The organism is Virgibacillus kekensis, assembly GCF_042654125.1.
Classification (GTDB): Bacteria; Bacillota; Bacilli; order Bacillales; family Amphibacillaceae; genus Lentibacillus; species Lentibacillus kekensis.
Genome location: NZ_JBHSFU010000004.1, coordinates 1,101,526 through 1,125,424, shown reverse-complemented (window position 1 = coordinate 1,125,424; position 23,899 = coordinate 1,101,526). Strand labels below are relative to the sequence as shown.

Sequence of the window (23,899 nt, the reverse complement as noted above, 5' to 3'; positions counted from 1 at the left end):
AATAGATTCATATAATTATTTAACGTTCGTGTTTTAAATTGACAAGTCTATTTATTCTTGATAAAATTACTCTGTTGCATTAGAAAAGACAAATGATAAAAAGTGGAGGTGCGTTATGTCCTCAGTAGTAGTGGTTGGAACGCAATGGGGCGATGAAGGGAAAGGTAAAATAACTGACTTTCTATCTCAGAACGCCGAGGTTGTTGCTCGCTATCAGGGTGGTAACAACGCTGGACATACGATCAAATTTGACGAAGTTACATACAAATTGCATTTAATCCCATCAGGAATATTCTTTAATGAAAAAATATGTGTGCTTGGAAATGGAATGGTTATCGATCCGAAGGCATTTGCGGAAGAAATTGCATATCTTGAAGAACGTAATGTTTCCACTGATAACCTTCGAATTAGTAACCGCGCACACGTTATTTTACCCTACCATCTTAAATTGGATATTCTTCAGGAAGAAGATAAAGGGATAAATAAAATAGGAACTACCAAAAAAGGGATCGGTCCGGCATATATGGACAAAGCAGCACGGAGTGGAATCAGGATCGCCGATTTACTTGATAAAGAGGTATTCCGTGACAAGCTTGAACAGAATCTGAAGGAAAAAAATCGTCTATTCGAAAAAGTATATGAGTCAGACCCGATAAACGTTGATGAAGTCTTTGAAGAGTATTATGAATATGGTCAGCAACTGGCCAAATATGTAAGTGATACATCAGTTATCTTAAACGAAGCACTGGATAATGGACGCCGTGTTCTCTTTGAAGGAGCTCAGGGTGTTATGCTGGACATCGATCAGGGGACTTATCCGTTCGTTACCTCTTCGAATCCGATTGCAGGTGGCGTGACCATTGGTTCTGGCGTTGGTCCGACCAAAATAAATCATGTTGTCGGCGTATCAAAAGCCTATACCACACGTGTTGGTGATGGTCCATTCCCTACAGAGCTGGATAATGAAGTTGGCGATAAGATTAGGGAAGTCGGCCGCGAATACGGCACAACTACCGGCAGACCACGCCGCGTGGGCTGGTTTGATAGTGTAGTTGTTCGTCATGCACGCCGAGTTAGTGGTATTACCGATCTTTCTCTTAATTCAATTGATGTGCTGACGGGAATTGAAACATTGAAGATATGTGTGGCCTATAAATATAAGGGTCAAATGCTTGAAGAATTTCCGGCAAGTCTTAAAGTACTTGCTGAGTGTGAACCTGTTTATGAGGAGATGCCAGGCTGGTCAGAAGATATTACGGGTGTTAAAAGTCTTCATGAACTTCCGGAAAATGCTCGGCACTATCTGGAGCGGGTTTCACAATTGACAGGTATTCCGCTTTCCATTTTCTCTGTAGGTCCAGACCGCTCCCAGACAAATGTGGTCCGGAGTGTATACAGCAGTTAATATTGTAGTAAAGAGACTGGGACACCTTACTTCAGAGTTGATATAAAATGCGACGTAGTGAATAATGGGTACGCTCATCTAGCCGTATGCAAATCTATTGGAACGAGGTTCGCTCGCTTTTTGAGGAACCTCGTTCCGTTATTCACTATATTTTTCCCTTTTTCCCTTTTTCCCTTTTTCCCTTCCATATGGAACCTCATTCCTCTTTTTTTTCCTACATCACTGTTACTTCGCACTTTATAGTTTTTACGCATTGTATATAAAAATCAAAATTATCATTACAGTCCGGATTTTTATATGCCCTATACACTCTTTGTCCCTGCCCTTTAAGGGATTATTAAAATGATTAACCTTGCCTTTCTTCTCACCTCAATAAAAAGAAGACATTCTTCTAAATTATCGGTAACTTTCCCGGATTCAGGAAAGTTACCAACAAAATATAAGACAAATCTGCTCACAAGATGTACAACTTTCTTAATAAAATCCATATACTTCCATAAATAACACAAACACCTTGCCTAAATTGTCGATTTTGTAACAAGAATGTAAACTTTTACAGGGTTTTAAAATGTATTTTTACATTAAAAGTAACTTTTTACACTACAATCCATGGAATTTAAGGACTAATAGTAAAAATATGTAATTTATTATACATTTGCTTTACAATTGGTCGGTGTCTCTTTTCAGTAAACAGTTGGCTATGGTAGATTAATAGAGGAATAGAGAAAGCCTTTTGACCTAGTAAATGAACCAGAAGTAATAGTTAGCAGGGGGAATACTGCATTGCAAAATATAAATGGAAAGGCTGCCGTTAATAAATATAGACAGGCAGGAACAATACATATGCTGAAAAAAATAATAATAGCTACTTTTTTATGCCTATCATTCACAATCACAACAGCATACGCGGATGACAGTGAGTCACTAGAGACTGTATACCACGTTTACATTGATGGTAAACATATTGGAAAAGTTAATGATAAAACCATCATTCAGGACTATGTCGAGTCACTGGTAAGCGACCAAGCGAAGGAATATGAAAAGCTTTCCCTTACACCAGGCGAGGAAGTAACCTACGTTTCTGAAAAGGTATTTAATCCGTCATACAATAATGACAAGGTTATTAAAACTCTGGATGAGCAGTTATCCATAAAGGCTGAGGCTGTTCAGCTTACGATCGCTGGTAAGCCGGCTGGATTCTTTAAAAATCAGGAAACAGCCAAAAAAGTAATAGAAGCCTATAAAGCAAAGTTTGTCGACCCGGATGTACTTAAACGTCTTAAAAAGGAAGAAAAATTATCAGAAAGTCGCCAAAAACCGGTGACCAATGATGCTTCTCAAGAGGCTCTCGCTGTTGGTGATTCTATTATTAAAGACGTAGTATTGTCAGAAAAAGTTTCATTTACAGAGAAAAAAGTTAACCCAGCGGACATTCTTACAATTGATGAAGGACTTAAACTTCTTGAAAAAGGAACTTTGGAAGAGGAAATTTATAAAGTGCAAGAGGGTGATGTCCTGGTCGATATCGCCGAAAAATTCAATCTGTCACTTAAGCGTTTGCTTGAATTGAACAAAAAACTTACAGAGGACTCTCTTCTTCAGATTGATCAGGAAGTGCACGTAACGGACTATCAGCCTTTTGTTGACGTCTTGGTTAAAAAAGAGACAAAGACGGAGCAAACGTTGGATTACGAAATAGAAATAGTTGAGTCTGATGAACTTTACAAAGGTGAAGAAAAAGTGCGACAGTCCGGTCAGGAAGGTAAGAAACAGATTCATTATGCGCTAGAACTTAAAAATGGCAACGTAGTGAAGAGAGAAGTTCTTTCTGAAAAGGTCGTAAAAGAACCAGTCAAAAAAGTTATTGTAAAAGGAACGAAGGTAATCCCGTCCCGTGGCACAGGTGAATTACACTGGCCGACGGTTGGTGGTTACGTTTCAAGTAATCTTGGAATGCGTTGGGGGTCAATGCATAAGGGAATGGACATAGCAGGCCCTAGCAACCGGGCAATTCTTGCAGCAGATAATGGAACAGTCGTATCTGCTGGCTGGAATAGCGGGGGCTATGGAAAAAGAATCGTTATCGATCATAATAATGGAATGCGCACAACGTATTCACATTTATCGTCGATAAGTGTAAGTCCAGGCCAAACGGTTGAAAAAGGAAGCAGGATTGGAACAATGGGAGCAACCGGAAATTCCACCGGAGTTCACCTACACTTCGAGGTATATAAGAACGGCGCATTACAGGATCCACAAGATCACTTATAAATTTAAATAGTAAATAGAGGCTGACTTCACGGTATCGACCTACGAAGTCAGTCTTTTTCTTATATATAATAAGACATTTAAGGTAAAATACGATAAAATAGAGCAAAGGAATGCTAAAAAGGATGTGACTGTTATGAGTCAAAAGATATTAGTAGTAGATGATGAACAGCCTATCGCTGACATTTTGAAATTCAATCTTGAGAAAGAAGGATATCAGGTTGTAGTGGCCTATGATGGAGACGAGGCTATTGAACTCGCCGAAACAGAAAAGCCCGACCTGGTTCTTTTGGATATAATGCTGCCAAATAAAGATGGGAATGAAGTTTGCCGGGAAATCCGGAAGACTCAGTCAATGCCTATAATTATGCTTACGGCAAAAGATGCCGAAATTGATAAGGTGCTTGGACTTGAACTTGGCGCAGATGATTATGTTACAAAGCCATTCAGCAACCGGGAACTGATTGCCCGGGTAAAAGCGAATCTGCGTCGCCAACAGCAGGCACCTGAAGATAGCGGGAAAACAACTAAAAATATAGAAATTGGCAGATTGGTCATCCATCCGGATGCGTATGCAGTATCGCGTGATGGTGAACAGCTTGAGCTGACTCACAGGGAGTTTGAACTGCTCCATTATTTGGCCCGTCATATCGGACAGGTAATGACCCGTGAACACTTGCTTGAGACTGTTTGGGGATATGACTATTTTGGCGATGTCCGGACGGTGGATGTTACAGTACGACGGTTACGTGAGAAAATTGAGGAGAACCCAAGTAATCCAATTTGGATCGTTACACGAAGAGGTGTAGGGTATTATTTACGTAATCCTGAACAGGAGTAGTTTTTATGAATAAGGTAGGGTTTTTCCGATCGATTCAGTTAAAATTCATCGTTATCTTCATTTTAATATTGCTTATTGCAGTTCAGGTAATCGGCGGATATTTTGGTAGTAAACTGGAGGATAAACTGAAAAACACGTTCGATCAGTCTATAGATGACAAAGTTAATATACTTCAGGAAAATCTCGAGCGTGCTTTCAGTGAAAATCAAACAGAAGATAGTGAAGATTCAACCCTTCAGGAAGAGGTACAGCGCATTGTACAAATATTTGATTCCGATAATATAACCAACATTCAAATCATTAATATGCAAAGCCGTGTCCTGGCGGAGAGTAATTTATTCTCAAATCAGAGTAAAATCGGTAAAAAGATAACTAATAACCCTCTTGTCTCGTTTACGTTGCGTTTTGGTGAGTCCGACCAGGTAGAATTACGAACACCAGATAATGAAAATGTGCAAGCCCGGTCTATTCCTATTATGAATAATGAGGGAAATCAGGTGGGTGTTATTTATCTGCAGGCTTCCATGGAAAGTGTTTACAGCCAATTGGAAAGCATTAATTCGATATTGCTGCGGGGCTCTATTCTGGCTATATCAGTATCCGCGGTGATTGGTATTCTCGTTGCGAGGACTATTACCAAACCGATCATGGAAATGCGCAGACAGGCACAGACAATGGCAAGAGGTGATTTCTCGCAGAAGGTTAACGTATATGGAAAAGATGAAATCGGTCAGCTTGCAGAAACTTTTAATGATCTGAACTCCAGGCTCAAACATTCTAGAGCGTTAACCGAGGAAGAACGCAGGAAACTTAGCTCCGTTCTTTCGAATATGTCGGATGGCGTGATTGCCACCGATAAATCCGGGGCAGTAACCCTGATGAATGAAGCAGCCGCACAGTTAATTGGACGTAGGCAGGATAAGGTGAGAGGAGAGTTCCTCCTTGATGTACTTCAGCTCGATGAGAAGACTGTGGACATTACCGACTTGCCTGATAGCGGCTCTATGATTATTGATTTTAGCGATGAGGGCAACCTTTTCCTGATACGCGCAAACTTTTCCACCATTTCTGATGAAGATGGGGATATTACAGGCTTTATAACCGTTATAAGTGATGTTACCGAGCAGGAGAAGGTTGAACAGGAAAGAAGAGAATTTGTATCAAACGTTTCACATGAATTGCGTACACCACTTACTACCATGCGAAGTTATATCGAGGCTTTGACGGATGGTGCATGGGAAGACCGTGAAATTGCACCTAAGTTCCTACAGGTTACCCAAAAAGAAACTGACCGCATGATTCGGATGGTGAATGATTTGCTGCAGCTTTCCAGAATGGATAGTAAAGACCAACCACTGCACAAAGAAAAAATAGACTTTATTAACCTGTACCATGATATTATCGACAGGTTCAGCATGAATATATCGGAAAAGATAACATTTAAACGTAACTTGCCTAGTGAGAAATTTATTGTATGGGTTAATAAAGATAAACTGACCCAGGTATTGGATAACGTTATCTCTAATGCAATCAAATATTCACCAGAAGGCGGTACTATCCGTTTCGGTGCCCAAAAACAGAAAAACCAACTTTTGGTCAGCATTGAGGATCAAGGAATGGGAATTTCCCAGGATAAAGTGGAAAAGATATTCGAGCGCTTTTATCGGGCTGACAAAGCAAGGACACGAAAATTGGGTGGTACGGGTCTTGGATTGGCAATAGCCAAGGAAATAATCGAGGCACATGATGGAAGAATTTGGGCAAAAAGTAAAGAAGGTAAAGGGACAACAGTTCTCTTTACACTTCCGCTGATGAATCAGAAGCGGAGGGATAAAAAATGAAGTGGGAAACTGTGAAATCGTTTATATTAACTGCCCTTGTAGGGCTAAGCCTCCTTTTGACATTTGGGCTTTGGAATTATCAGCCAAGAGTTGAGAATGTCAATTCCAGTGATTATGAAGAACAGGTTGATTTAGGAGGGCTTACCGAGACAAAACAAAGTGTCATTGAACCTTCAAATTATATTTTTCATTCGAACGGAACTCCATATGGATTTACTAACCCACTGGATGAAAGGTCACTTTATCAAAACATGCAAAATTGGGTGCTGTACGGTCTTCGGTTTGAAGAAGGAAATAACCCTCCTGTAAGTGACTATCAAGTCGAAATAGTGTTCCCAGAAGCATTGTCAATGGAGTTGGCCGACAGTTTGTTCACCTTCAGTGAAGAAGTAAACACTCCTACATGGCGATTTAAACGGATTTATATAACATTCAACCGTAATAATTCTACCCTTAATGTCATTTTTCTTTCTGAGGATAGTAACCAAAAGGCAAGGGCGACGGTGAATAACTCGAACAAATTTGATATCTTATGGGAGTATGTCACCACATTTGAAGGTTTAAGTGAGTATATGAGGGTTGATTTCATTGATGAACAGCCGGTTTACATCCCTCGACATGAAATGGAAATAACCGACCTGAACATGACAATACGATCAATAGCGGCTATTCAGCTTGTAGATTTTCTATTTCCTAATCCTGAAATCGTAAGCAGGAATGAGGTGGATAGCAATGAAGTATATTATACGGATGATCAGCGGGGGATGCGTGTTTTTCAGCAGTGGCCAAGCATAGTTTATGAGTACCCATCCCAGTCCGAACAATCCAATCTGCCTGTGACAGAACAGCAACTGATTGATTGGAGCTTGAAAAATATTAATGAGCATAAAGGCTGGACAGATGAATACAACCTTCAGGATATTAATACGGTCAACCATACAATCCGATACCAGATGTATCATGACGGATATCCGGTTTACAGTGGAGCCAATCCTTCTCTTTCCATAATTGAGCAGCAGTGGCAGGCGTTGGAAAGAACCCAGGAACTGACACAGTATTCTCGTCCGCTGTTCAGCAAGAACAATAAAGTCGATCCCGATAAAATAACATTACAGTCAGGTTCCGAGGTTGTTTCCTATCTGCAAAAAAGTCAGCAGTATAATGTTGAAAACATCAGTGATATACGGATTGGCTATCACCTCTCATTATGGGAAGAGTCACCACACGTGACACAAATATACACCATGGAACCCGCATGGTATATAAAAAACAATGGTGATTGGGAAAAGGTGTCTTTTAGTGATCCGCCAATATTGAAGGGAGCGGGGTAAGCTTGCAATGGAATCAGCTTAAGACCTTATTTATTCTCTGCTTCCTTGTTCTTGATGTATATCTGCTTATCCTGTTCTTTAATCAGCAGCAGGAAAGTGAAAGCACGAAAACTGCTCCGACAGCTGAGTTGTCCATAGAGGAACGCATGCAAGAGGAGAAGATTGAAATTAAGACAGATTTGCCTGATGAGGAAATTGAAGAGTCGTATATTACGGTTAAACAGAAGCGGTTCTCTGAGGAAGAGAAAGAGCTTCTGATGAAAAAAGAAAATTTAGAATCAGCTGTGGCGGCAAAAGACCTGATTGTTTCTCGGTATGAAGATCCTGTTCCGATACCGAAAGACGCTAGCAAGGAAACCATTAATGGTTTATTGAAAGATACTTTCCTCTTACCGGAAAACTATGAGTACTGGGACTGGAATGAAGAGATGAATGTGCTGGTGTTTTTCCAAAAGAAAAGTGGACGGCCCATTTACTATAACCATAATGGAATTATCCTCGTCTTTCTGAACGATGACAATGAAGCAATTTTTTATACACAGACAATGCTAGGAGATGCGGTGTCTTCGGAAAATGAGCAATCAGAAATTAAACCAATGTTGGCAATTCAACAGCTGCTTAATGACAATCGCCTGGAATCTGGCGATGAAATAACTGGAATCAATCTTGGTTATTACACATTTTATCCGTTACCAAGCGGTGAACAGGTTTTTGCACCGACATGGACAATAACTGTTAATGAGGAAAAGAATTTTTATGTTAACGCCATGGAAACACTTGTTATTCCCAGTGATGAACTGGGCTTCCTGACAGAGACAGCAGCTGATATAATGAATAAAGTTCAGACACTGGAGGAGAACACAAAGCTTGAGACCTTTGTGATCAATCATCTCAGTGAAAAACTGACAACAATTAATCGGAGTGAAACAGAATGACATTACGTTTTAGTGTACTAGCTTCAGGCAGTACAGGAAACGCTTTTTATATAGAGTCTGAAAAAGAAAAACTGCTCGTCGATGCGGGTCTTAGCGGTAAGCAGATGGACCGTCTTTTTGGCGAAGTGGAAGTCGATCCTTCAGAACTCACAGGGATTCTTGTTACGCATGAACACAGTGATCACATTAAAGGGCTTGGCATCATCGCGCGAAAGTATAATCTGCCCATTTATGCTAATGAGAAGACATGGAAAGCAATGGAGAATTCGATTGGAAAGCTTACCGTTGACCAAAAATTTTATTTTGGTATGGAAGAGGTTAAAACATTCGGTGATATGGATGTGGAATCCTTCGGTGTATCGCATGATGCTGCTGAGCCGATGTTTTATACCTTTCATCAAGCTGGCAAAAAGGTTGCCCTTGTAACAGACCTTGGCTATGTTTCGGATCGTATCAAGAAAACCGTTGAAGATGCAGACGCTTATATATTTGAGGCTAATCATGATGTAAGTATGCTGCGGATGGGCAGGTACCCATGGAATGTAAAACGGCGGATACTTGGTGATTCCGGCCACGTTTCCAATGAAGATTGCGGTTTGGCATTGAGCGATATCATTAGTAACCGGACAAAACGTATTTATTTGGCCCATTTGAGTCAGGATAATAACATGAAGGACCTTGCTCGTATGTCGGTTGACAGCGTACTTAAAGAACGCGGAATCAATCTTGATCTTTACGATACAGACCCCAAGTCACCGACAAAGTTATACGAGGTTGGTTAATAATAAGGATAATCAGGGAATACTAATATAATAGTCAATTTCAGGAAAAATCCTTTATGAGTAAGGGGATGGGCCAATGGGTTATTTTGATGATGATTACCAGCCAAGCCGCAAGCCTAAAAATCGTCAGTGGATGGTGTCGGTGCTAGCAGGTATTGTCATAGGGGTTATCGTAGTACTAGTTGCTTTACCGACCATTTTAAATTCAAATCTGTTACCTCAGGCATGGACCGAGCAGTTTTCCACCGCGAATGGTGATGGAGAAATTAGCCGTTCTCCAGGCGCTGGTGAGTTTATGAATGTGGACATCTCCACGCAGATTACCGAGGTTGTAGAGAATGTAGCACCTGCTGTTGTTGGGGTCATCAATATCCAGCATCAGGGTAATTTTTGGGAACAGCAGGAAAATCAACAGGAAGCGGGCACAGGCTCCGGAGTTATTTATAAAAAAAATAACGGATATGCGTACGTGATTACCAACCACCATGTAATCGAAGGAGCTGATGAGGTTGAGGTAGTCTTGTCAGATGGAACGCATATTAGTGCGGAAGTTATCGGAAGTGACTTGTTTTCTGACTTGGCTGTACTGCGGATGGACGAGAAAATGGTTAAGCAAATCATTGAAATGGGATCCTCGGCAAATGTAAAAGTGGGTGAACCTGCTATAGCAATCGGTAACCCTTTAGGCATGATGTTCTCAGGGTCGGTTACCCAAGGGGTTATCAGTGGAAAGCAACGTACAATTCCCCAGGATTTTAATCAGGATGGTCGACCTGATTGGCAGGCGGAGGTAATTCAGACTGATGCCGCTATCAACCCAGGGAACAGTGGTGGTGCCTTAATCAATCTTAGTGGTCAGCTGATTGGGATCAACTCCATGAAGATTAACCAGGCGACTGTTGAAGGCATTGGCTTTGCAATCCCGGTCGATTCCGCCAAACCGATTATCGACGAACTTGAACAGTCCGGAAAAGTAACGCGTCCATATATGGGTGTTGAAATCTATTCACTGGAGGAAATACCACAGACCGAATGGGATGAATCACTGAAACTGCCTAAGGATGTAGATAGTGGTGTGTACATCTGGAGTGTGGAATCGCGCTCACCTGCTGATAAGGCTGGTTTGGATCGTCTAGATGTTATTACTGCAATTGATGGTAAGGAAGTCAATAACATAATTGAGTTACGTAAAATCCTCTACCATGAAAAAGAAGTTGGGGATAACCTTAAGGTAACGTTTTACAGAGATGGAAAGCAGCATGAAACAACGATAAAGCTAAGTGAACAACGCTAGATGAATGTTAATAGAGGCTGACCTGATAGGGTTAGTCTCTTTTTAAATTTAATTGCAACATGTTATCCACAAGATGTGAATAACATGTTTATAACATCCATATATAGTACGGAACATTTATTCCATAACTAAATATCTGCGAACATTTGTGCATATGTGGATAAAAATGTGGATAAAACGTTATTTATGTGTGGAAAAAGCAAGTTATCCACTAGTTGCAATTAAGCTGGGAAGTAAGCTATCACCTCTACCTAAAAAAATATACCCCTTTTCAGGGGTAAGTAATCTTTTTAAAGTAATGTCTTCCCGCCGGAACGTTGCCACAGCAATAGTAGTAGAATAAGCATAACAATATCCAGTCTAGCCTCATATGCGAACATCAAGATGCCTTGGCTCGCGAGGATTGGAAGCTTGGTGAGATATATAGCGGCCAGAATAATGAAGATTAGAATTGCAGTAGCTCTTTTCATATAAAGCCTGCTGATAATGAGAGTGCCGCACACTATTTCCACAATTGCAACCAGATAAAGGAATGAGTCCGGATACGGCAGTCCCAGGCTGCTGAATATCACTTTAAATTGGCCGACAGTCAATTTAACAATTCCGGTAGTGATAAATACATATCCAACAGCATAGCAGATCCAGTTAGTCATCGATAACTGTCTCAACATTTGTCCCCCTTTCCAGAAGTTCATATGTAATCTTATGCAGGATAGAGGACAACATTGACAACCTTTTTTCTTTTATAAACCTGCTTATTGCCAAGCCAGGTAATAAAACTTATAATCCTAATAGATGAAATGAAAAGGAAGTGCATCTTTTGATCAGACGTTTTTTTGGATATTATAAACCGCATCGCCGGTTATTTGTTGTTGATTTCACATCGGCATTGATTGTAGCCTTGTTGGAGCTGGCATTTCCGATTGCTGTGCAGGAATTTATAGATAGATTGCTGCCAAAAGAAAACTGGAACCTAATTATCCTGGTAAGTATAGGTCTGCTGTTCGTTTATATACTCAGCACCTTTCTTCAATATGTTGTTACATACCTTGGACATAAGCTTGGTGTCAATATTGAAACTGATATGCGGCAGGATTTATTTTTCCATGTCCAACGACAATCATTTCGCTTCTTTGACAATACAAAGACTGGTCACATCATGAGCCGGATAACAAATGATTTATTTGATATTGGCGAGCTTGCCCATCACGGCCCGGAGGACTTTTTTATCGCAATTATGACATTTGTCGGTGCATTCTGGATTATGTTCTATCAAAACGCACAGCTCGCATGGATTATTCTGATCGCTGTACCGGTACTTATTTTCCTGATTGCCTACAGCAATATCAAGATGAATAAGGCTTGGCATTCGATGTACCATGATATTGCCGAGGTCAACGCCCGAGTTGAGGATGCCGTTTCTGGTGTTCGGGTTGTTCAGTCGTTCACGAATGAAAAATTTGAAATGGAACGCTTCACCAAGGACAATTACAGCTTCCGTAAAGCGAAAATCGGTGCATACAAGGTTATGGCGTTTGTCCATTCAAACATTTATATGATGATGCGACTTATTGTGCTTATTGTCCTGGTGGTAGGCGCGTGGCTTACATATACGGACAGGCTATCAACAGGCGAACTGGTTGGCTTTGTCCTGTATGTGAATGTGCTTTTTAAGCCGATTGAAAAGATCAGTGCGCTGCTTGAACTCTATCCAAAAGGAATGGCCGGCTTCAAACGTTTTACAGATTTGCTTGATGTCGAACCCGACGTTGTTAACCATGAAAACGCCAGAGAGGTAACTTCCCTGAAGGGTGATATTACTTTCGAGGATGTGACCTTTGGATATGAAAAAACACAAGGGTCTGTGCTCAATGAACTTGACCTGACAATAAATGCTGGTGAAACAGTGGCATTCGTTGGTCCTTCTGGTGCCGGGAAAACAACCATATGTTCACTAATCCCCCGATTTTACGATGTGGATGGCGGAAGCATTAAAATTGATGGTCTCGACGTGCGGGAAATGACCAAAGAATCTTTACGGCATCAAATAGGGATTGTGCAACAGGATGTCTTTTTGTTCACGGGGTCTTTAAAGGAAAATATAGCCTATGGCCGGCTCGATGCAAGTGATGAGGAAATTGAGGAAGCTGCACGAAAAGCCCACATGGTAGAATTCATCAAGGAACTGCCTGATGGCTATGAAACACAGGTTGGTGAGCGTGGCCTCAAGCTTTCAGGTGGTCAAAAACAACGGATAGCGATTGCCCGGATGTTTTTGAAGAACCCACCGATCCTTATTTTAGATGAGGCAACATCGGCACTTGATACCGAAACAGAGACAATCATCCAGAAGGCACTTTCTGAACTGGCAAAAGAACGGACAACGTTAATTATTGCACACCGGCTGGCAACCATTAAAAATGCTGATCGGATTATGGTAGTAACGAAGGAAGGTATTGAAGAAGAAGGCAGTCATGAAGAACTGCTGAAACGCGATGGGATTTTTGCCCATCTTCATAAAGTGCAGATGCGATAAGAACAAAAGCGCAAGCGCCCTGCTTATCACCGTATGCCCTGCGCCCCGTCAAACGGGGTGGGTCGACGTTGCCATTTAATAGAGCCAAAATTTTATACTTTTTTACCTCTTAAGAAAAGATTCAGTGATGTTCAGTCACTGAATCTTTTTGGTTGTCTGGTATTTTTTATCCAGAAGAAGACTTTTGTCATGGCAAGTGCTGTGAGAACAATAACGATATCAATCAGAAACAAATAAAACAGATTCATTCCTTTATGAAACCGGAGCAGTTCAACCAATAGTGAAATCCCTCCGAATCCAAATGCGAAGATAAATGAACCAATCACCGAATATATGTAATAATTTTTTCCGTTATTCGTGCAATATTGGTATAGCAACAAAAACGAGATAGGAAAAAATACAGCGGATACCGTGAAACTTTCCGGTAGAAATGTTGTCAGACTGTGCGGATGATTCATGTAGTTGTTTCCAGTCAAAAATCCGTCAACGTTATACCAGAGAATATGTATGGAATAACCATAGAAAGCAACCTCAAAAATGCGTTTTCTGTCCACATACATATACAGAACAATGAAAGGGACAATGAGAATCACTAGGTTAACCCAAAAATACCAGGTTGTCATATTGGAATATAATTGCCAATGCTCCGTTAAAAGGTTGCCTAGCTGTTCCTTAGTTGTGTATATCTGTTGATATAATTCTTTCTCAGTCACATGAATTCCTCCTATAAGGATTAGTTTTCATTAATAGGAAGATATTTATGCAAAAGAGCGTGAATATAATCGTTGATTAAGTGGTAGTTCTGAGTTTCCTTAATAAATATAAAAAATAAGGGGCACCAAGTACTGCGGTAAATATACCTGCAGGGATTTCGGAAGGAGGAGCAATTCCCCTACCCAGTGCGTCAGCTAGTAACAATAATAACATCCCTGTTACGGCAGCCATTGGCAGTAGTAACTTGTGTCTGTTTCCCACCAGCTGTCTGGCAATATGCGGTGCAATAAGGCCAAGGAATCCAAGTGACCCGACGACTGCAACGGAGGCTCCTGCTAAGGCAACCGCTACAACAAGGAGCAAAATACGAGTTCGTTTTGCTGGCTCCCCTAGTCCCTCAGCTACATCATCACCCAAATTTAAGATGTCCATTCTTCTGGCTAGCATTAGACTGATTGGGAATAAGATGAGTATCCAAGGAAGTAACAGTAACACATCATTCCAGCTTTTCCCCCATAGGCTTCCTGTCAGCCAGATTAAAGCGGCATTAATTTCAACTGGAAATTTAACCATTAAAAACTGAATTCCAGCATGGCAAATTGCACCTAGTGCGATCCCAACTAATGCTAACGTTGAGGGATTTACTCCTCGATTATATGCAAACAAATAAAGTACTATCGTAATAATTGCGGCTCCGAATAAAGCTGCAAGTGGAAGTGCAATTATAGGAGCTTGCGGCGCTAGTAAAACGACAGAAGCTGCGGCCAATCCTGCTCCTTTTGTAATACCGATTACATCCGGGGATGCCAACGGGTTACGTATAATTCCCTGGAGAATGGCACCGGAAACTCCCAGGCCAGCGCCGACTAGAATGGCCATCACTATCCGAGGGAGCCTATATTGCATAATAATGACGTTTGAGCCCTTTTCAGCAGTACCAATCAATGAACCGACAACTTCCATTGGACTAATGAAAACAGCACCAATCCCAGTCGCAATCACTGCTACAATGCCCGTTATGATGACTAGGATCAATAACTTATTATAGGGAGATTTCATTGGATAGTTCCCCCTTTACGTGCTAGGTATAGAAAATAAGGTGCTCCAATCAGAGCCGTTACTATTCCAACTGGTGACTCGGCAGGAAAAGCGATGAACCGGGAAAACACGTCCGCTGTTACCAAAAGTATCGCACCGAAAAGAGCAGAGAAAGGAATAATAAAGAGGTAATCAACTCCGACCAGCCTGCGTACAATATGCGGAATGATTAAACCAATGAAACCAATTGGGCCGGCAACTGCGACAGATGCACCTGCCAAAATTATGACAAGGAAACTGAAAAACAGGCGTATAACCGCTACATTTATTCCCAGACCCTGTGCCATATCCTCCCCAAGACCAAGCGTAGTAAGCTGTCTCGCGAATATAAATGCTAAAGTTATTCCTATTACCGCCCATGGGAGAACGATACGGACGTCATCCCAGCTTGCCCCATCGATCGCGCCTGCTAACCAGAAAAGCACATTTTCAGTGGAATCCTCGTGAAAAAGAACAAGTCCCTCAATTATCGCTGAGAGAAAGAGGTGTACTGTAATCCCGGCCAGGGCAAGTTTAACAGGAGATGAGGTACCTCCTGTGGCTGCTAGATAATAGACAATTGACCCGCCAAGAACAGCACCAGCAAAAGCAAAATATACAATTAAGTCTGGTGAAATTCCCGGTAATAATACAAGGCCAATTACAACTGCTAGGGAAGCTCCTGAATTGATGCCGAAGATTTGCGGTGAAGCAAGAGGGTTCAAGGTGATACCTTGCATAATTGCACCGGCAATTCCAAGGCTGGCACCAATTACGACAGCTATTATGGTTCGTGGTAACCGTAAATCCTGCACAATTAAGATATTTTGCTTATTGGAATGGGAGATAAATGACTGGTAAATTGTTTCAAAGCCGATAGAGACTGCCCCTACCCTTAAGCTGAACAACATACTGATTATTAAAATGACAATACCTATTAAAAATAATAAAGTTCTAGATGGCTTAAATCCCATAACATACATCCCCCAATCACCCTGTCTTTCAAGAAACAGAAATAAAAGAGCGGAGTCTAACCGCTCTTTAATTAGTTTTCATACAGATTGTTAACAGCCTCTTCCAGTATTGCCTCGGAAGAAATTAACCCTCTGAAACGTGACCAGGTATCTCGGTCTACCTCATACACGTCCTCGTTTTGAACTGCACTGATATTGCCCCAGAGTGAATTTTGTTCCCATTCACTTATGATTGTTTCCTCACCGGCTTTCATGAGAAATAGAATATCAGGATTAAATTTAACTACTTGTTCAAGGTTTATCTTATTATATCGATCACTACCATCCTGAATGGCATTTTTAAACCCAATTGATTCTAGTAATGAACCGGTATAAGAATCCATATTGTGAGCATAAAATCCATCAGCAGTCACAACTGCCGGTAATACAATTCGAGTTTCGTCTTCAGGAACAGATGCCTTAATCTCTTTCATTCGTTTTTTGTGTGCAGCCAATACTTCCTCGCCTTTTTCCTTTTCTCCAACTGCAACGGAGATTTTTTTAAATCCTTCAAGTATTTCATTATAGTCTGCAGCCAAAGATGAAAGTACAATTGTCGGCGCAATGTCAGAGAGCTGATCATAAACATCTTTGTGACGTTGTAGATCGGCAATTATAAGATCAGGTTTAAGCGAACTGATAATCTCTAAGCTTGGCTGTTTACGGGTGCCGACTGATGTATAGTCCCCTATTTTCTCCTGAATGGGTTTAATAATTCTGCTGGAGTCATTATCATCAGCAATGCCGACCGGTGTAATATCAAGTGCAGCCAACGCATCCACATATGAAAATTCTAATGCCACGATGTCCTTGGGGTTAACAGGTACCTCTGTTTCTCCCATTTCGTGTTCAATGGTGATTGTTTCCCCGGATTCCTTATCTGTGCTTTTCGAATCTTTATCACTATTTTCACCACCGACTGTTCCGCACCCCATTAGACCTGCGATAGCCAATAAAATCAAGGCTAAAGTGATATATTTATTAAATTTCATGTCATCAACCTCCAGTATGTATAAATGCTTTATCATTAATAATGATAATCATTATCACTTGCAAAGTCCAGTAATTTTAAGAAAAAAATAAATAAATTCAATTATTGCCCTTCTCTGTCAGTTATGCACAATTTTCTGTTGATAACCTGTGTATAACTCAGTTGAAACATTTCTATCGACTGGTATACTGAATGTAAATTGTGAGGAGGTCTTTATAATGAAACGGTTGGATGAAGATCAAATCATTACAGAGTTACAAAAACTTCCTGAATGGAAGCGGCTGGATGAGAAGTGGATTCAGCGGAAGTACCGATTTAAGGAATTTTTGGAGGGTGTTCGTTTTGTAGATCGGATTGCCGACTATGCAGAACAGAAACAGCACCATCCCTTCATTTCGATTGATTATAAAGTGGTTACGTTGAAAATTTCATCCTGGCAGATGAAGGGACTTACTGATCTGGATATTGAGATGGTTAAGGAATTTGATCGATTATATAGCGAGATAACTGAATAATTCTTCCCGCTTCTCCCTGTCCGGTTTAATGACAGGGATTTTGTTTTAATATTTTTCTTAGGGGAAAAAAATCCATAGAGGGAGGATTGCCATATGAAAGCATTATTACTTAATTGCACGTTAAAAAGCGGTCCGGAGCGGTCAAATACGGAAGCGCTGATGGAAGAGACGGTTAAGATATTTGAGCAGGAAGGAGTAGCAACGGAAATAATCCGTCCTACTGACTACAATATAGCGTTTGGCGTCTCGGATGATGAAGGGCTGGGCGATGAGTGGCCTGAGTTGTTCAGCAAAGTGAAAGAAGCGGATATCCTGATTATCGGTACTCCGCTCTGGCTCGGGGAGAAAAGTAGTGTGGCCACGCAAGTAATCGAGCGGTTGTATGGTGGTAGTGGATTGACCAATGAATGGGGTCAGTCTGTTTACTATAACAAAGTTGGAGGTGTTGTCGTTACTGGTAACGAGGATGGTGCCAAACATGCAGCCCAGTCCATTCTTTATGGGTTATCCCACATCGGTTTTACAATCCCACCAAACGTGGATACGTATTGGGTCGGTGAAGCGGGACCCGGAAAATCATTTATTGATGCAGAAGGATATGAAAATGACTTTACCCAGCAGCATGTTCAATTTATGACGTACAACCTGATTCACTTTGCTGGTCTGTTAAAAGAAAATCCGATTCCCGTACAGGGAAATAAGATGGAATGAAAAATGCGAGCAGCCAAATACGCTCGCATTTTAATCTATATATCCCGTCGAAATTTCCATTCACTTGCCAGCATTCCGTATACAACATGGTCTACATAATGATCGTAAAGCCATTCAGCCTGACGAATCTGCCCTTCAATCTGAAAACCGAGCCGTTCTGGGATAGCCCTGCTCCGTCTATTCCCGTATGCTGCACGAATTTCAATCCGGTTAAGCCCTAGTGAATGAAAGGCATAATCAATCAGGCCATTCACGGCACGGGTCATAATGCCTTTTCCCTGGAAATCAGTCCCCAACCAGTATCCGATATAGCCTATTTCATTGGACCAGTCAAAGTTATTAAAGCCTATCACACCAGCTAAATTATTTTCATAAAAAATACCGGTGGTCAGTCCCCGTTTTTCAATCAGTGACTTTTCAGCAAGTCTAATAAATGTTTTGGAATCCTCAATGGTTTTAGTGCCATCAACCCAAGGGAGCCATTGGCGTAAAACATCCCTGGAAGAATCGGTTAACTCAAACAGAAACCCTGCATCCTTGATGTCCAGCGGTTTTAGTGCTATTTCGTTATCAATCTCAATGATGAACATAAGTATCCCGCCTGTGAGTTTTGCACTTATTTTACCATGAATTTAGCAGGAAAGGTGTAAATAATTGGATTTTTTTAAAATTTTATGAGTAACGATGTTATAGTAAACAGCTTTAAAGGACGAGGAAAATTGGGGCTGGCACATAGCTGGAACTTAAAGTTGATATAAAATACGAGGTTATAAGCGATATAATTCTAAGCGGACATACGAGCTCTTATTTACTATGAATTACTCAAAACAAGCTATCATTTAGCTCAATAAGTGCTCTGATGTCCGCAAAACTCTTAATTGTTGCTCTATGTCCACTAATAGAGTCCTATGTGTCCGCTAAATAGATTAATGGGACAGGGGACCGAACTTTTCCTTCTAATGGATCGAGTCAAACAAATAAAAATAGCGCCTTTTGCGGAAACTAAAAAAATGACCTTAGTCTAAGTTTCCGGACATGGTCATTTGAGCATACCTGTGGCTCATATAAAGCTGAATACAGCATTAGAAAAAGAACTTCCGAGTTCTTAAATCACATTTCTCGGGTCTCTTGACCTAAGATGAATTTTTAAAAAAAGTATATGTATATTTTAGCAGAAGGTATTCTATATGACAAACATATAAAAGTAATTTTATTTATTTGTAACTTCTCTTTTTTTACTTATAAACATTAGGAAAAAGCAAATTAAATATGATAGATTTACTAACCCAAATAAAGAAAATATACTCGGTGATAAGCCTAAATATAAACTAAATGGCAATGACCATAAGAATGAAATGAACATTAGTGTTTTGCTCGTTTTAAAAGAGGAAATGATGGCCACAAATGCAGGTAAACATAACATAAAGAATGTTCCTGTAATCGAATCGCCCTCCGGATTATTTGAATATGGATTAAAAAAGTTGAGAATTACCCACAAAATAATGCCGGTTAAACCTGCTATGACACCAATGATCTTTGAACTTATTTTCATGTTTAATCCCCCCATTTATTATAGTTATGAATAATAAAGCGCGGAGATAACTCCACGCTTTGATTATTTAAGTTCTAATAGACATATACCGCACTTTTTAACTCTTCATCTTGCTCACCGCTTGTATATATATCGAAATAGTAATTATAACCGCCTGTATAGTATCCCTCGATAGTAATATCATGCTGTAAGTCTGTTCTTTGGCTATCAAAATAATACTTCCAACTGTGGTATTTCCCAGACATTGAACTACTTATCGTTCTGCCACCGTCTATTCTGCTATAATCCGTGGAAGCACATTCATCTTCAATCCAATTTTCGTGAGTTGCATTACATGATAGACTTCTGAAATTAGTGTAGGCATATCTTCCATCGGAATTCCATCTTAACATGTGAATTGTCTGCGCTGCACTTATTAAAATCCAACTTCCACAGCCGCATTGACAATATACATTAAATCATTTTTGTCCTCTTTATCTTCCAGTACGATTCCACTGGTTGTGGCCATTCCACCATCAACCGCATCCACAGTGACGTTTCCGTATGGGATTATTTTTTTAATTTCGTCGACTTCAAGGTTGTCACGATCTCGTGGGATTGCCAGCCGGACGTTGACCTTCATGTTCTCTAATTTTTGCTCTGGCAGGCTTTTTTCTATTCCTGGCATGGAGTTGCTGAAAATCGCATTTCGAACTGCACGAACTGATGCCTTTGTCACATTCTGGCCGTGCACATCAACACCCGTGCCTGTTTGAACAAATAAAATCTGTTCCATGGGTATAATCCTCCCTTATTTTAATACTCATGATTACAATTCCCGACTGAAAAATCACATAAACACGCGATGATTTTAAGCCTTATGGAGAGTTTTCTAAATTAGACACTTTTTAGTTGATATTCTGGTAGGAGGGTATAGCATAATAGATATAGTAAGTAAACTTTCATCGAACTGGGGGGAATAATAGAATGAGTACAATGGACGAAGTAGTAGATGGTTGGCTGAAACATCGCCTGGTAGTGCATGATTTGCTTGAGGTCGTGGGTGATGAACATGTGGATTTTAAACCATGGGAAGGTGCGAGCACGCTTGGAGAACTGGCTGTTCATATAGCAACTTCAATGGATATGTTCGTTAAACTAGTAAAGAACGGTAAGTTTGCCCCACCGCAGGAAGAAAAAGATTTCAAGACCATCCAGGACGTGCGGGAGATTGTCCAAAAATATACCGAAATTACTAAAAATGATTTGCGGTCGTTATCAAAGCAGCAGCTGACTGACGAAGTAGAATTCAACCGAGATATTGCTCCGGGAAGCTTCTGGCTGTCCAATGCGATTGATCACGAAGTACACCATAAAGGCCAGTTATTTACATATGTTCGAATGGCAGGGGCCGAACGAGTGCCATTCTTTATGAAACATCCGTCTGAGCTGAAGTAGAAGGATTATCTGTTTATGGATGAAGCTATTCGGGAAACTTTTAATAAGCTGGAGAATGGGGACAAAACGGAGCAATATAGGGCCTTTCAGGAGATTATGGCCGCTATGGAAAAAGAAGTTGACTGGCCGTATGAGATATGGGATGAATTAAAAGGGAAATTGACTGATGCCGATCCGCATGAGCGTTCCCGGGCAGCACAGTTTTTAAGTGGCCTTGCAAAAAGTGACCCGAAAAACCGGATGCTTCATGATTTCCCTGCTGTCTGGAAAGTAACAAAGGATGAAAAGTTCGTTACTGCCCGTCATGCCCTTCAATCCATCTGGAAAGTTGGCCTCGGTGGTGAAGAACAGAAGAATCTGGTGGTAAAAACACTTGCGGACAGGTTCAAAAATTGTAAAGATGAAAAGAATTATACCCTTATCCGAGCTGATATCCAGGAAGGTTTAAGAAAATTATATGATGCAACCGATGATGGTGAAATCAGGGAACTTGCATTGGGGTTAATAGACATTGAAGACGACCAAAAGTATAGGAAGAAATACCAAAAAGTCTGGAAGAATACGTAAAGACTTTTAGGAAACCCATCTCCAATTCATGCTCTAAGTATTATACTATTGTAATAATTATGAAAATATAATACGATGGTATAATCAACGATAGTGTACGCATAGATTGAATGGAATAATGGGGAGGTTGGAGAGTATGCTCGTTTCAAACGATTATGTTAAAAAACAGGACGTCGTCTATGTCACAGAGAGTGACAGTAAAGAGGATGCATTAAAAAAGCTTGAGGAATCCGGGTACCGCTGTATTCCTGTACTGGATGATTCAGCTGAATACTATGCAGGGAATATATATAAAGTCAATCTGCTCGAACAGGAATTGAAGGGTCCTCTGGAAGGTACAGTCAAAGACCTGATCGAGGATAAAGACGGTGCCGTAAAGGAAGATGACCCGTTTTTCAAGGTATTTTCCTCGATTAAACGACTACCGTATTTGGCAATGGTAGATGAGTCCGAGAAATTCCGCGGAATCCTGACCAGCGGTAACGTAATAACCGTGCTGGAAAATGCCTGGGGAGTAAACGATGGCAGTTACTCATTAACAATTGGAACAGTCGAATTTTCGGGAGCTTTGCGTAAGATGCTTAAAATTGTTAATAAATACTGCAATGTCCAGAGTGTTGTGTCATTGAATAATGGATCGTATTATGTAAGACGTGTTTGCATTGTGTTGCCGAATGAGGTGGATGAACCTATAGTTGAAAAGGTTAAAAGCGATCTTGAAAAAAACAACTTCACCGTTACGCATATCGAAAAGTTGAATTAAAGAGCCTTAATCGGCTCTTTTTTTCTGAGTATTTATGGACATTTCCTGTTGAAGTGATAGAATTTTAACTATAAGATAAGGTTTAATTGCATAAAGAACATGGAAGCCTGGATTTAGACCAGGCTTTTTAGATAGATAAGGGAAGGTAGTTTTGGTATGTCCGAAGATAATATTACACGTATAGAGTTGGATGGTAAAGAGATCATCCTGATCGGGACCGCGCACGTTTCTAAGCACAGTGCTGAACAAGTAAAGGAAGTTATCGAGGCAGAACAGCCGGACAGTGTATGTGTTGAACTCGATCAGCAGCGATACCAGTCAATTGTGGAAGGCAATAAATGGCGGGACACCGATATTTTTAAAGTTATAAAAGAAAAAAAGGCGACACTGCTGTTAATGAACCTGGCTATTTCATCATTTCAGAAGCGGATGGCCAAGCAATTTGGTATTAAAGCTGGACAGGAAATGATTCAGGGGATTGAGTCAGCAGAGGAAACAGGTGCTGAACTAGTCCTTGCCGACCGCAATATCCAGACAACCTTCGCACGAATCTGGCGTGGAATTGGCCTAAAGGGTAAGTCGATGCTGCTTATGCAGGTGATCGGCAGTATTTTCAGCAAGGAAACGATAACCGAAGAAGAACTGGAAAAAATGAAATCACAGGATATGCTCAATTCTATGTTGCAGGAATTCACGGATCACTTTCCGCGGTTGAAGACTCCTTTAATCGATGAAAGGGATCAGTATCTTTCCCAAAAGATAAAAAAAGCACCAGGCGATAAAGTGGTAGCTGTATTGGGAGCGGCCCATGTTCCTGGTATAACACAAGAGATAAACAAAGAGCACAATCTCGGGCAGTTATCAGAGGTTCCACCCAAGTCCAAAATACCAAAGATCATCGGCTGGTCGATACCAATTCTTATCATTGGAATTATCCTGTATACGTTTATAGCTAATCCATCGGCGGGAATGGAACAGACAATAAGCTGGGTACTATGGAATGGCTTTTGCTCAGCTCTGGGAGCACTAATTGCGCTAGGACATCCACTGACAATACTCACAGCTTTCATTGTTGCTCCAATTACATCGCTTAACCCACTAATCGCAGCCGGGTGGTTTGCTGGTATTGTACAGGCATATATCCGCAGGCCGAATGTCGGTGACTTCGAGACACTGTCAGAGGACGTATTTACCGTTAAAGGCTTTTGGAATAACAAAGTCAGCAGGATACTCCTTGTCGTGGTTCTTTCCAATCTGGGAAGTTCAATCGGGACGTTTATTGGTGGCGCTGATGTTATCCGGGTATTTCTTGAGAATCTGTAAATC

23 protein-coding genes are annotated in these 23,899 nt (G+C 40.8%); 15 read left to right on the top strand and 8 right to left on the bottom strand.

All coding sequences use genetic code 11. From position 1 onward, the window contains the following. The first annotated feature begins 115 nt into the window (after positions 1-115). From ACFO3D_RS09560 to ACFO3D_RS09525, 8 genes are all read left to right on the top strand, one after another. Entirely contained in the window at positions 116-1,405 is a 1,290-nt protein-coding gene (locus ACFO3D_RS09560; RefSeq protein ID WP_390295196.1) for an adenylosuccinate synthase, read from the top strand. Positions 1,406-2,188: 783 nt separating this feature from the next. Continuing rightward, positions 2,189-3,676 carry a peptidoglycan DD-metalloendopeptidase family protein gene (locus ACFO3D_RS09555; RefSeq protein ID WP_390295194.1) on the top strand — a complete coding sequence of 496 codons (1,488 nt, stop codon included), beginning with the start codon at positions 2,189-2,191 and terminating at the stop codon, positions 3,674-3,676. 133 nt (positions 3,677-3,809) lie between these two features. Continuing rightward, positions 3,810-4,514 (top strand): response regulator YycF, encoded by a 705-nt coding sequence (gene yycF / locus ACFO3D_RS09550; protein WP_390295192.1) that lies wholly within the window; start codon positions 3,810-3,812, stop codon positions 4,512-4,514. A 5-nt stretch (positions 4,515-4,519) separates the two neighbouring features. Next, a complete protein-coding gene (walK, locus tag ACFO3D_RS09545) occupies positions 4,520-6,355 on the top strand; it encodes a cell wall metabolism sensor histidine kinase WalK (RefSeq protein WP_390295190.1) in 1,836 nt (611 codons plus the stop codon). Next, complete coding sequence (locus tag ACFO3D_RS09540; RefSeq protein WP_390295188.1) at positions 6,352-7,686, top strand: YycH family regulatory protein; 1,335 nt, start codon at positions 6,352-6,354, stop codon at positions 7,684-7,686. Before walK ends, ACFO3D_RS09540 begins: the two co-directional genes overlap by 4 nt. 2 nt (positions 7,687-7,688) lie before the next feature. Next, on the top strand, positions 7,689-8,621 hold the full coding sequence (locus tag ACFO3D_RS09535) for a two-component system regulatory protein YycI (protein WP_390295186.1): 933 nt from the start codon (positions 7,689-7,691) through the stop codon (positions 8,619-8,621). Then, a complete protein-coding gene (locus ACFO3D_RS09530; RefSeq protein WP_390295184.1) occupies positions 8,618-9,403 on the top strand; it encodes an MBL fold metallo-hydrolase in 786 nt (261 codons plus the stop codon). Before ACFO3D_RS09535 ends, ACFO3D_RS09530 begins: the two co-directional genes overlap by 4 nt. A gap of 76 nt (positions 9,404-9,479) precedes the next feature. Then, positions 9,480-10,697, top strand: coding sequence for a S1C family serine protease (locus ACFO3D_RS09525; protein ID WP_390295182.1), 1,218 nt, complete (start codon positions 9,480-9,482; stop codon positions 10,695-10,697). A gap of 290 nt (positions 10,698-10,987) precedes the next feature. Here ACFO3D_RS09525 and ACFO3D_RS09520 read toward each other — a convergent pair whose 3' ends face one another. Next, on the bottom strand, positions 10,988-11,365 hold the full coding sequence (locus ACFO3D_RS09520; protein WP_390295178.1) for a DoxX family protein: 378 nt from the start codon (positions 11,363-11,365) through the stop codon (positions 10,988-10,990). Between the two features lie 152 nt (positions 11,366-11,517). Here ACFO3D_RS09520 and ACFO3D_RS09515 point away from each other — a divergent pair, with 152 nt between their 5' ends. Beyond that, positions 11,518-13,233 carry an ABC transporter ATP-binding protein gene (locus tag ACFO3D_RS09515; RefSeq protein ID WP_390295176.1) on the top strand — a complete coding sequence of 572 codons (1,716 nt, stop codon included), beginning with the start codon at positions 11,518-11,520 and terminating at the stop codon, positions 13,231-13,233. Positions 13,234-13,364: 131 nt separating this feature from the next. Here ACFO3D_RS09515 and ACFO3D_RS09510 read toward each other — a convergent pair whose 3' ends face one another. From ACFO3D_RS09510 to ACFO3D_RS09495, 4 genes are all read right to left on the bottom strand, one after another. Beyond that, positions 13,365-13,946: a hypothetical protein gene (locus tag ACFO3D_RS09510; protein WP_390295174.1), complete on the bottom strand. Its 582-nt coding sequence runs from the start codon at positions 13,944-13,946 to the stop codon at positions 13,365-13,367. 76 nt (positions 13,947-14,022) lie between these two features. Beyond that, entirely contained in the window at positions 14,023-15,006 is a 984-nt protein-coding gene (locus ACFO3D_RS09505) for a FecCD family ABC transporter permease (RefSeq protein WP_390295172.1), read from the bottom strand. Next, positions 15,003-15,998: a FecCD family ABC transporter permease gene (locus tag ACFO3D_RS09500; RefSeq protein WP_390295170.1), complete on the bottom strand. Its 996-nt coding sequence runs from the start codon at positions 15,996-15,998 to the stop codon at positions 15,003-15,005. The genes ACFO3D_RS09505 and ACFO3D_RS09500 overlap by 4 nt, the downstream gene beginning before the upstream one ends. A gap of 71 nt (positions 15,999-16,069) precedes the next feature. After that, on the bottom strand, positions 16,070-17,029 hold the full coding sequence (locus ACFO3D_RS09495) for an ABC transporter substrate-binding protein (RefSeq protein WP_390295168.1): 960 nt from the start codon (positions 17,027-17,029) through the stop codon (positions 16,070-16,072). Between the two features lie 217 nt (positions 17,030-17,246). Here ACFO3D_RS09495 and ACFO3D_RS09490 point away from each other — a divergent pair, with 217 nt between their 5' ends. Beyond that, positions 17,247-17,543: a 4a-hydroxytetrahydrobiopterin dehydratase gene (locus ACFO3D_RS09490; RefSeq protein WP_390295166.1), complete on the top strand. Its 297-nt coding sequence runs from the start codon at positions 17,247-17,249 to the stop codon at positions 17,541-17,543. 93 nt (positions 17,544-17,636) lie between these two features. After that, the gene (locus tag ACFO3D_RS09485; RefSeq protein ID WP_390295164.1) at positions 17,637-18,254 is read left to right on the top strand and encodes a flavodoxin family protein; all 618 of its coding nucleotides are present in this window, start codon (positions 17,637-17,639) and stop codon (positions 18,252-18,254) included. 35 nt (positions 18,255-18,289) lie between these two features. Here ACFO3D_RS09485 and ACFO3D_RS09480 read toward each other — a convergent pair whose 3' ends face one another. From ACFO3D_RS09480 to ACFO3D_RS09470, 3 genes are all read right to left on the bottom strand, one after another. Next, the gene (locus ACFO3D_RS09480) at positions 18,290-18,844 is read right to left on the bottom strand and encodes a GNAT family N-acetyltransferase (protein WP_390295162.1); all 555 of its coding nucleotides are present in this window, start codon (positions 18,842-18,844) and stop codon (positions 18,290-18,292) included. 620 nt (positions 18,845-19,464) lie between these two features. Next, positions 19,465-19,806, bottom strand: a complete 342-nt coding sequence (locus ACFO3D_RS09475) for a hypothetical protein (RefSeq protein WP_390295160.1) — start codon at positions 19,804-19,806, stop codon at positions 19,465-19,467. 415 nt (positions 19,807-20,221) lie between these two features. After that, a complete protein-coding gene (locus ACFO3D_RS09470) occupies positions 20,222-20,581 on the bottom strand; it encodes a Lin0512 family protein (protein WP_390295158.1) in 360 nt (119 codons plus the stop codon). Between the two features lie 191 nt (positions 20,582-20,772). Between ACFO3D_RS09470 and ACFO3D_RS09465 the strand changes: the two genes are divergently transcribed. From ACFO3D_RS09465 to ACFO3D_RS09450, 4 genes are all read left to right on the top strand, one after another. After that, positions 20,773-21,243, top strand: coding sequence for a DinB family protein (locus ACFO3D_RS09465; protein ID WP_390295156.1), 471 nt, complete (start codon positions 20,773-20,775; stop codon positions 21,241-21,243). Between the two features lie 15 nt (positions 21,244-21,258). Then, positions 21,259-21,810, top strand: coding sequence for a hypothetical protein (locus tag ACFO3D_RS09460; RefSeq protein ID WP_390295154.1), 552 nt, complete (start codon positions 21,259-21,261; stop codon positions 21,808-21,810). Between the two features lie 136 nt (positions 21,811-21,946). Next, positions 21,947-22,573: a cyclic di-AMP binding protein CbpA gene (gene cbpA, locus ACFO3D_RS09455; RefSeq protein ID WP_390295152.1), complete on the top strand. Its 627-nt coding sequence runs from the start codon at positions 21,947-21,949 to the stop codon at positions 22,571-22,573. Between the two features lie 156 nt (positions 22,574-22,729). Then, the gene (locus ACFO3D_RS09450) at positions 22,730-23,896 is read left to right on the top strand and encodes a TraB/GumN family protein (protein ID WP_390295150.1); all 1,167 of its coding nucleotides are present in this window, start codon (positions 22,730-22,732) and stop codon (positions 23,894-23,896) included. Positions 23,897-23,899: the final 3 nt, after the last annotated feature.

What these genes read in the sequence shown, in the direction of transcription:
- ACFO3D_RS09560 (WP_390295196.1), top strand. Translation starts at nt 116, where the DNA reads ATGTCCTCAGTAGTAGTGGTTGGAACGCAATGGGGCGATGAAGGGAAA.
- yycF (WP_390295192.1), top strand. Translation starts at nt 3,810, where the DNA reads ATGAGTCAAAAGATATTAGTAGTAGATGATGAACAGCCTATCGCTGAC.
- walK (WP_390295190.1), top strand. Translation starts at nt 4,520, where the DNA reads ATGAATAAGGTAGGGTTTTTCCGATCGATTCAGTTAAAATTCATCGTT.
- ACFO3D_RS09540 (WP_390295188.1), top strand. Translation starts at nt 6,352, where the DNA reads ATGAAGTGGGAAACTGTGAAATCGTTTATATTAACTGCCCTTGTAGGG.
- ACFO3D_RS09530 (WP_390295184.1), top strand. Translation starts at nt 8,618, where the DNA reads ATGACATTACGTTTTAGTGTACTAGCTTCAGGCAGTACAGGAAACGCT.
- ACFO3D_RS09525 (WP_390295182.1), top strand. Translation starts at nt 9,480, where the DNA reads ATGGGTTATTTTGATGATGATTACCAGCCAAGCCGCAAGCCTAAAAAT.
- ACFO3D_RS09505 (WP_390295172.1), bottom strand. Translation starts at nt 15,006, where the DNA reads ATGAAATCTCCCTATAATAAGTTATTGATCCTAGTCATCATAACGGGC.
- ACFO3D_RS09500 (WP_390295170.1), bottom strand. Translation starts at nt 15,998, where the DNA reads ATGGGATTTAAGCCATCTAGAACTTTATTATTTTTAATAGGTATTGTC.
- ACFO3D_RS09495 (WP_390295168.1), bottom strand. Translation starts at nt 17,029, where the DNA reads ATGAAATTTAATAAATATATCACTTTAGCCTTGATTTTATTGGCTATC.
- ACFO3D_RS09490 (WP_390295166.1), top strand. Translation starts at nt 17,247, where the DNA reads ATGAAACGGTTGGATGAAGATCAAATCATTACAGAGTTACAAAAACTT.
- ACFO3D_RS09485 (WP_390295164.1), top strand. Translation starts at nt 17,637, where the DNA reads ATGAAAGCATTATTACTTAATTGCACGTTAAAAAGCGGTCCGGAGCGG.
- ACFO3D_RS09480 (WP_390295162.1), bottom strand. Translation starts at nt 18,844, where the DNA reads ATGTTCATCATTGAGATTGATAACGAAATAGCACTAAAACCGCTGGAC.
- ACFO3D_RS09475 (WP_390295160.1), bottom strand. Translation starts at nt 19,806, where the DNA reads ATGAAAATAAGTTCAAAGATCATTGGTGTCATAGCAGGTTTAACCGGC.
- ACFO3D_RS09470 (WP_390295158.1), bottom strand. Translation starts at nt 20,581, where the DNA reads ATGGAACAGATTTTATTTGTTCAAACAGGCACGGGTGTTGATGTGCAC.
- ACFO3D_RS09465 (WP_390295156.1), top strand. Translation starts at nt 20,773, where the DNA reads ATGAGTACAATGGACGAAGTAGTAGATGGTTGGCTGAAACATCGCCTG.
- ACFO3D_RS09460 (WP_390295154.1), top strand. Translation starts at nt 21,259, where the DNA reads ATGGATGAAGCTATTCGGGAAACTTTTAATAAGCTGGAGAATGGGGAC.
- cbpA (WP_390295152.1), top strand. Translation starts at nt 21,947, where the DNA reads ATGCTCGTTTCAAACGATTATGTTAAAAAACAGGACGTCGTCTATGTC.
- ACFO3D_RS09450 (WP_390295150.1), top strand. Translation starts at nt 22,730, where the DNA reads ATGTCCGAAGATAATATTACACGTATAGAGTTGGATGGTAAAGAGATC.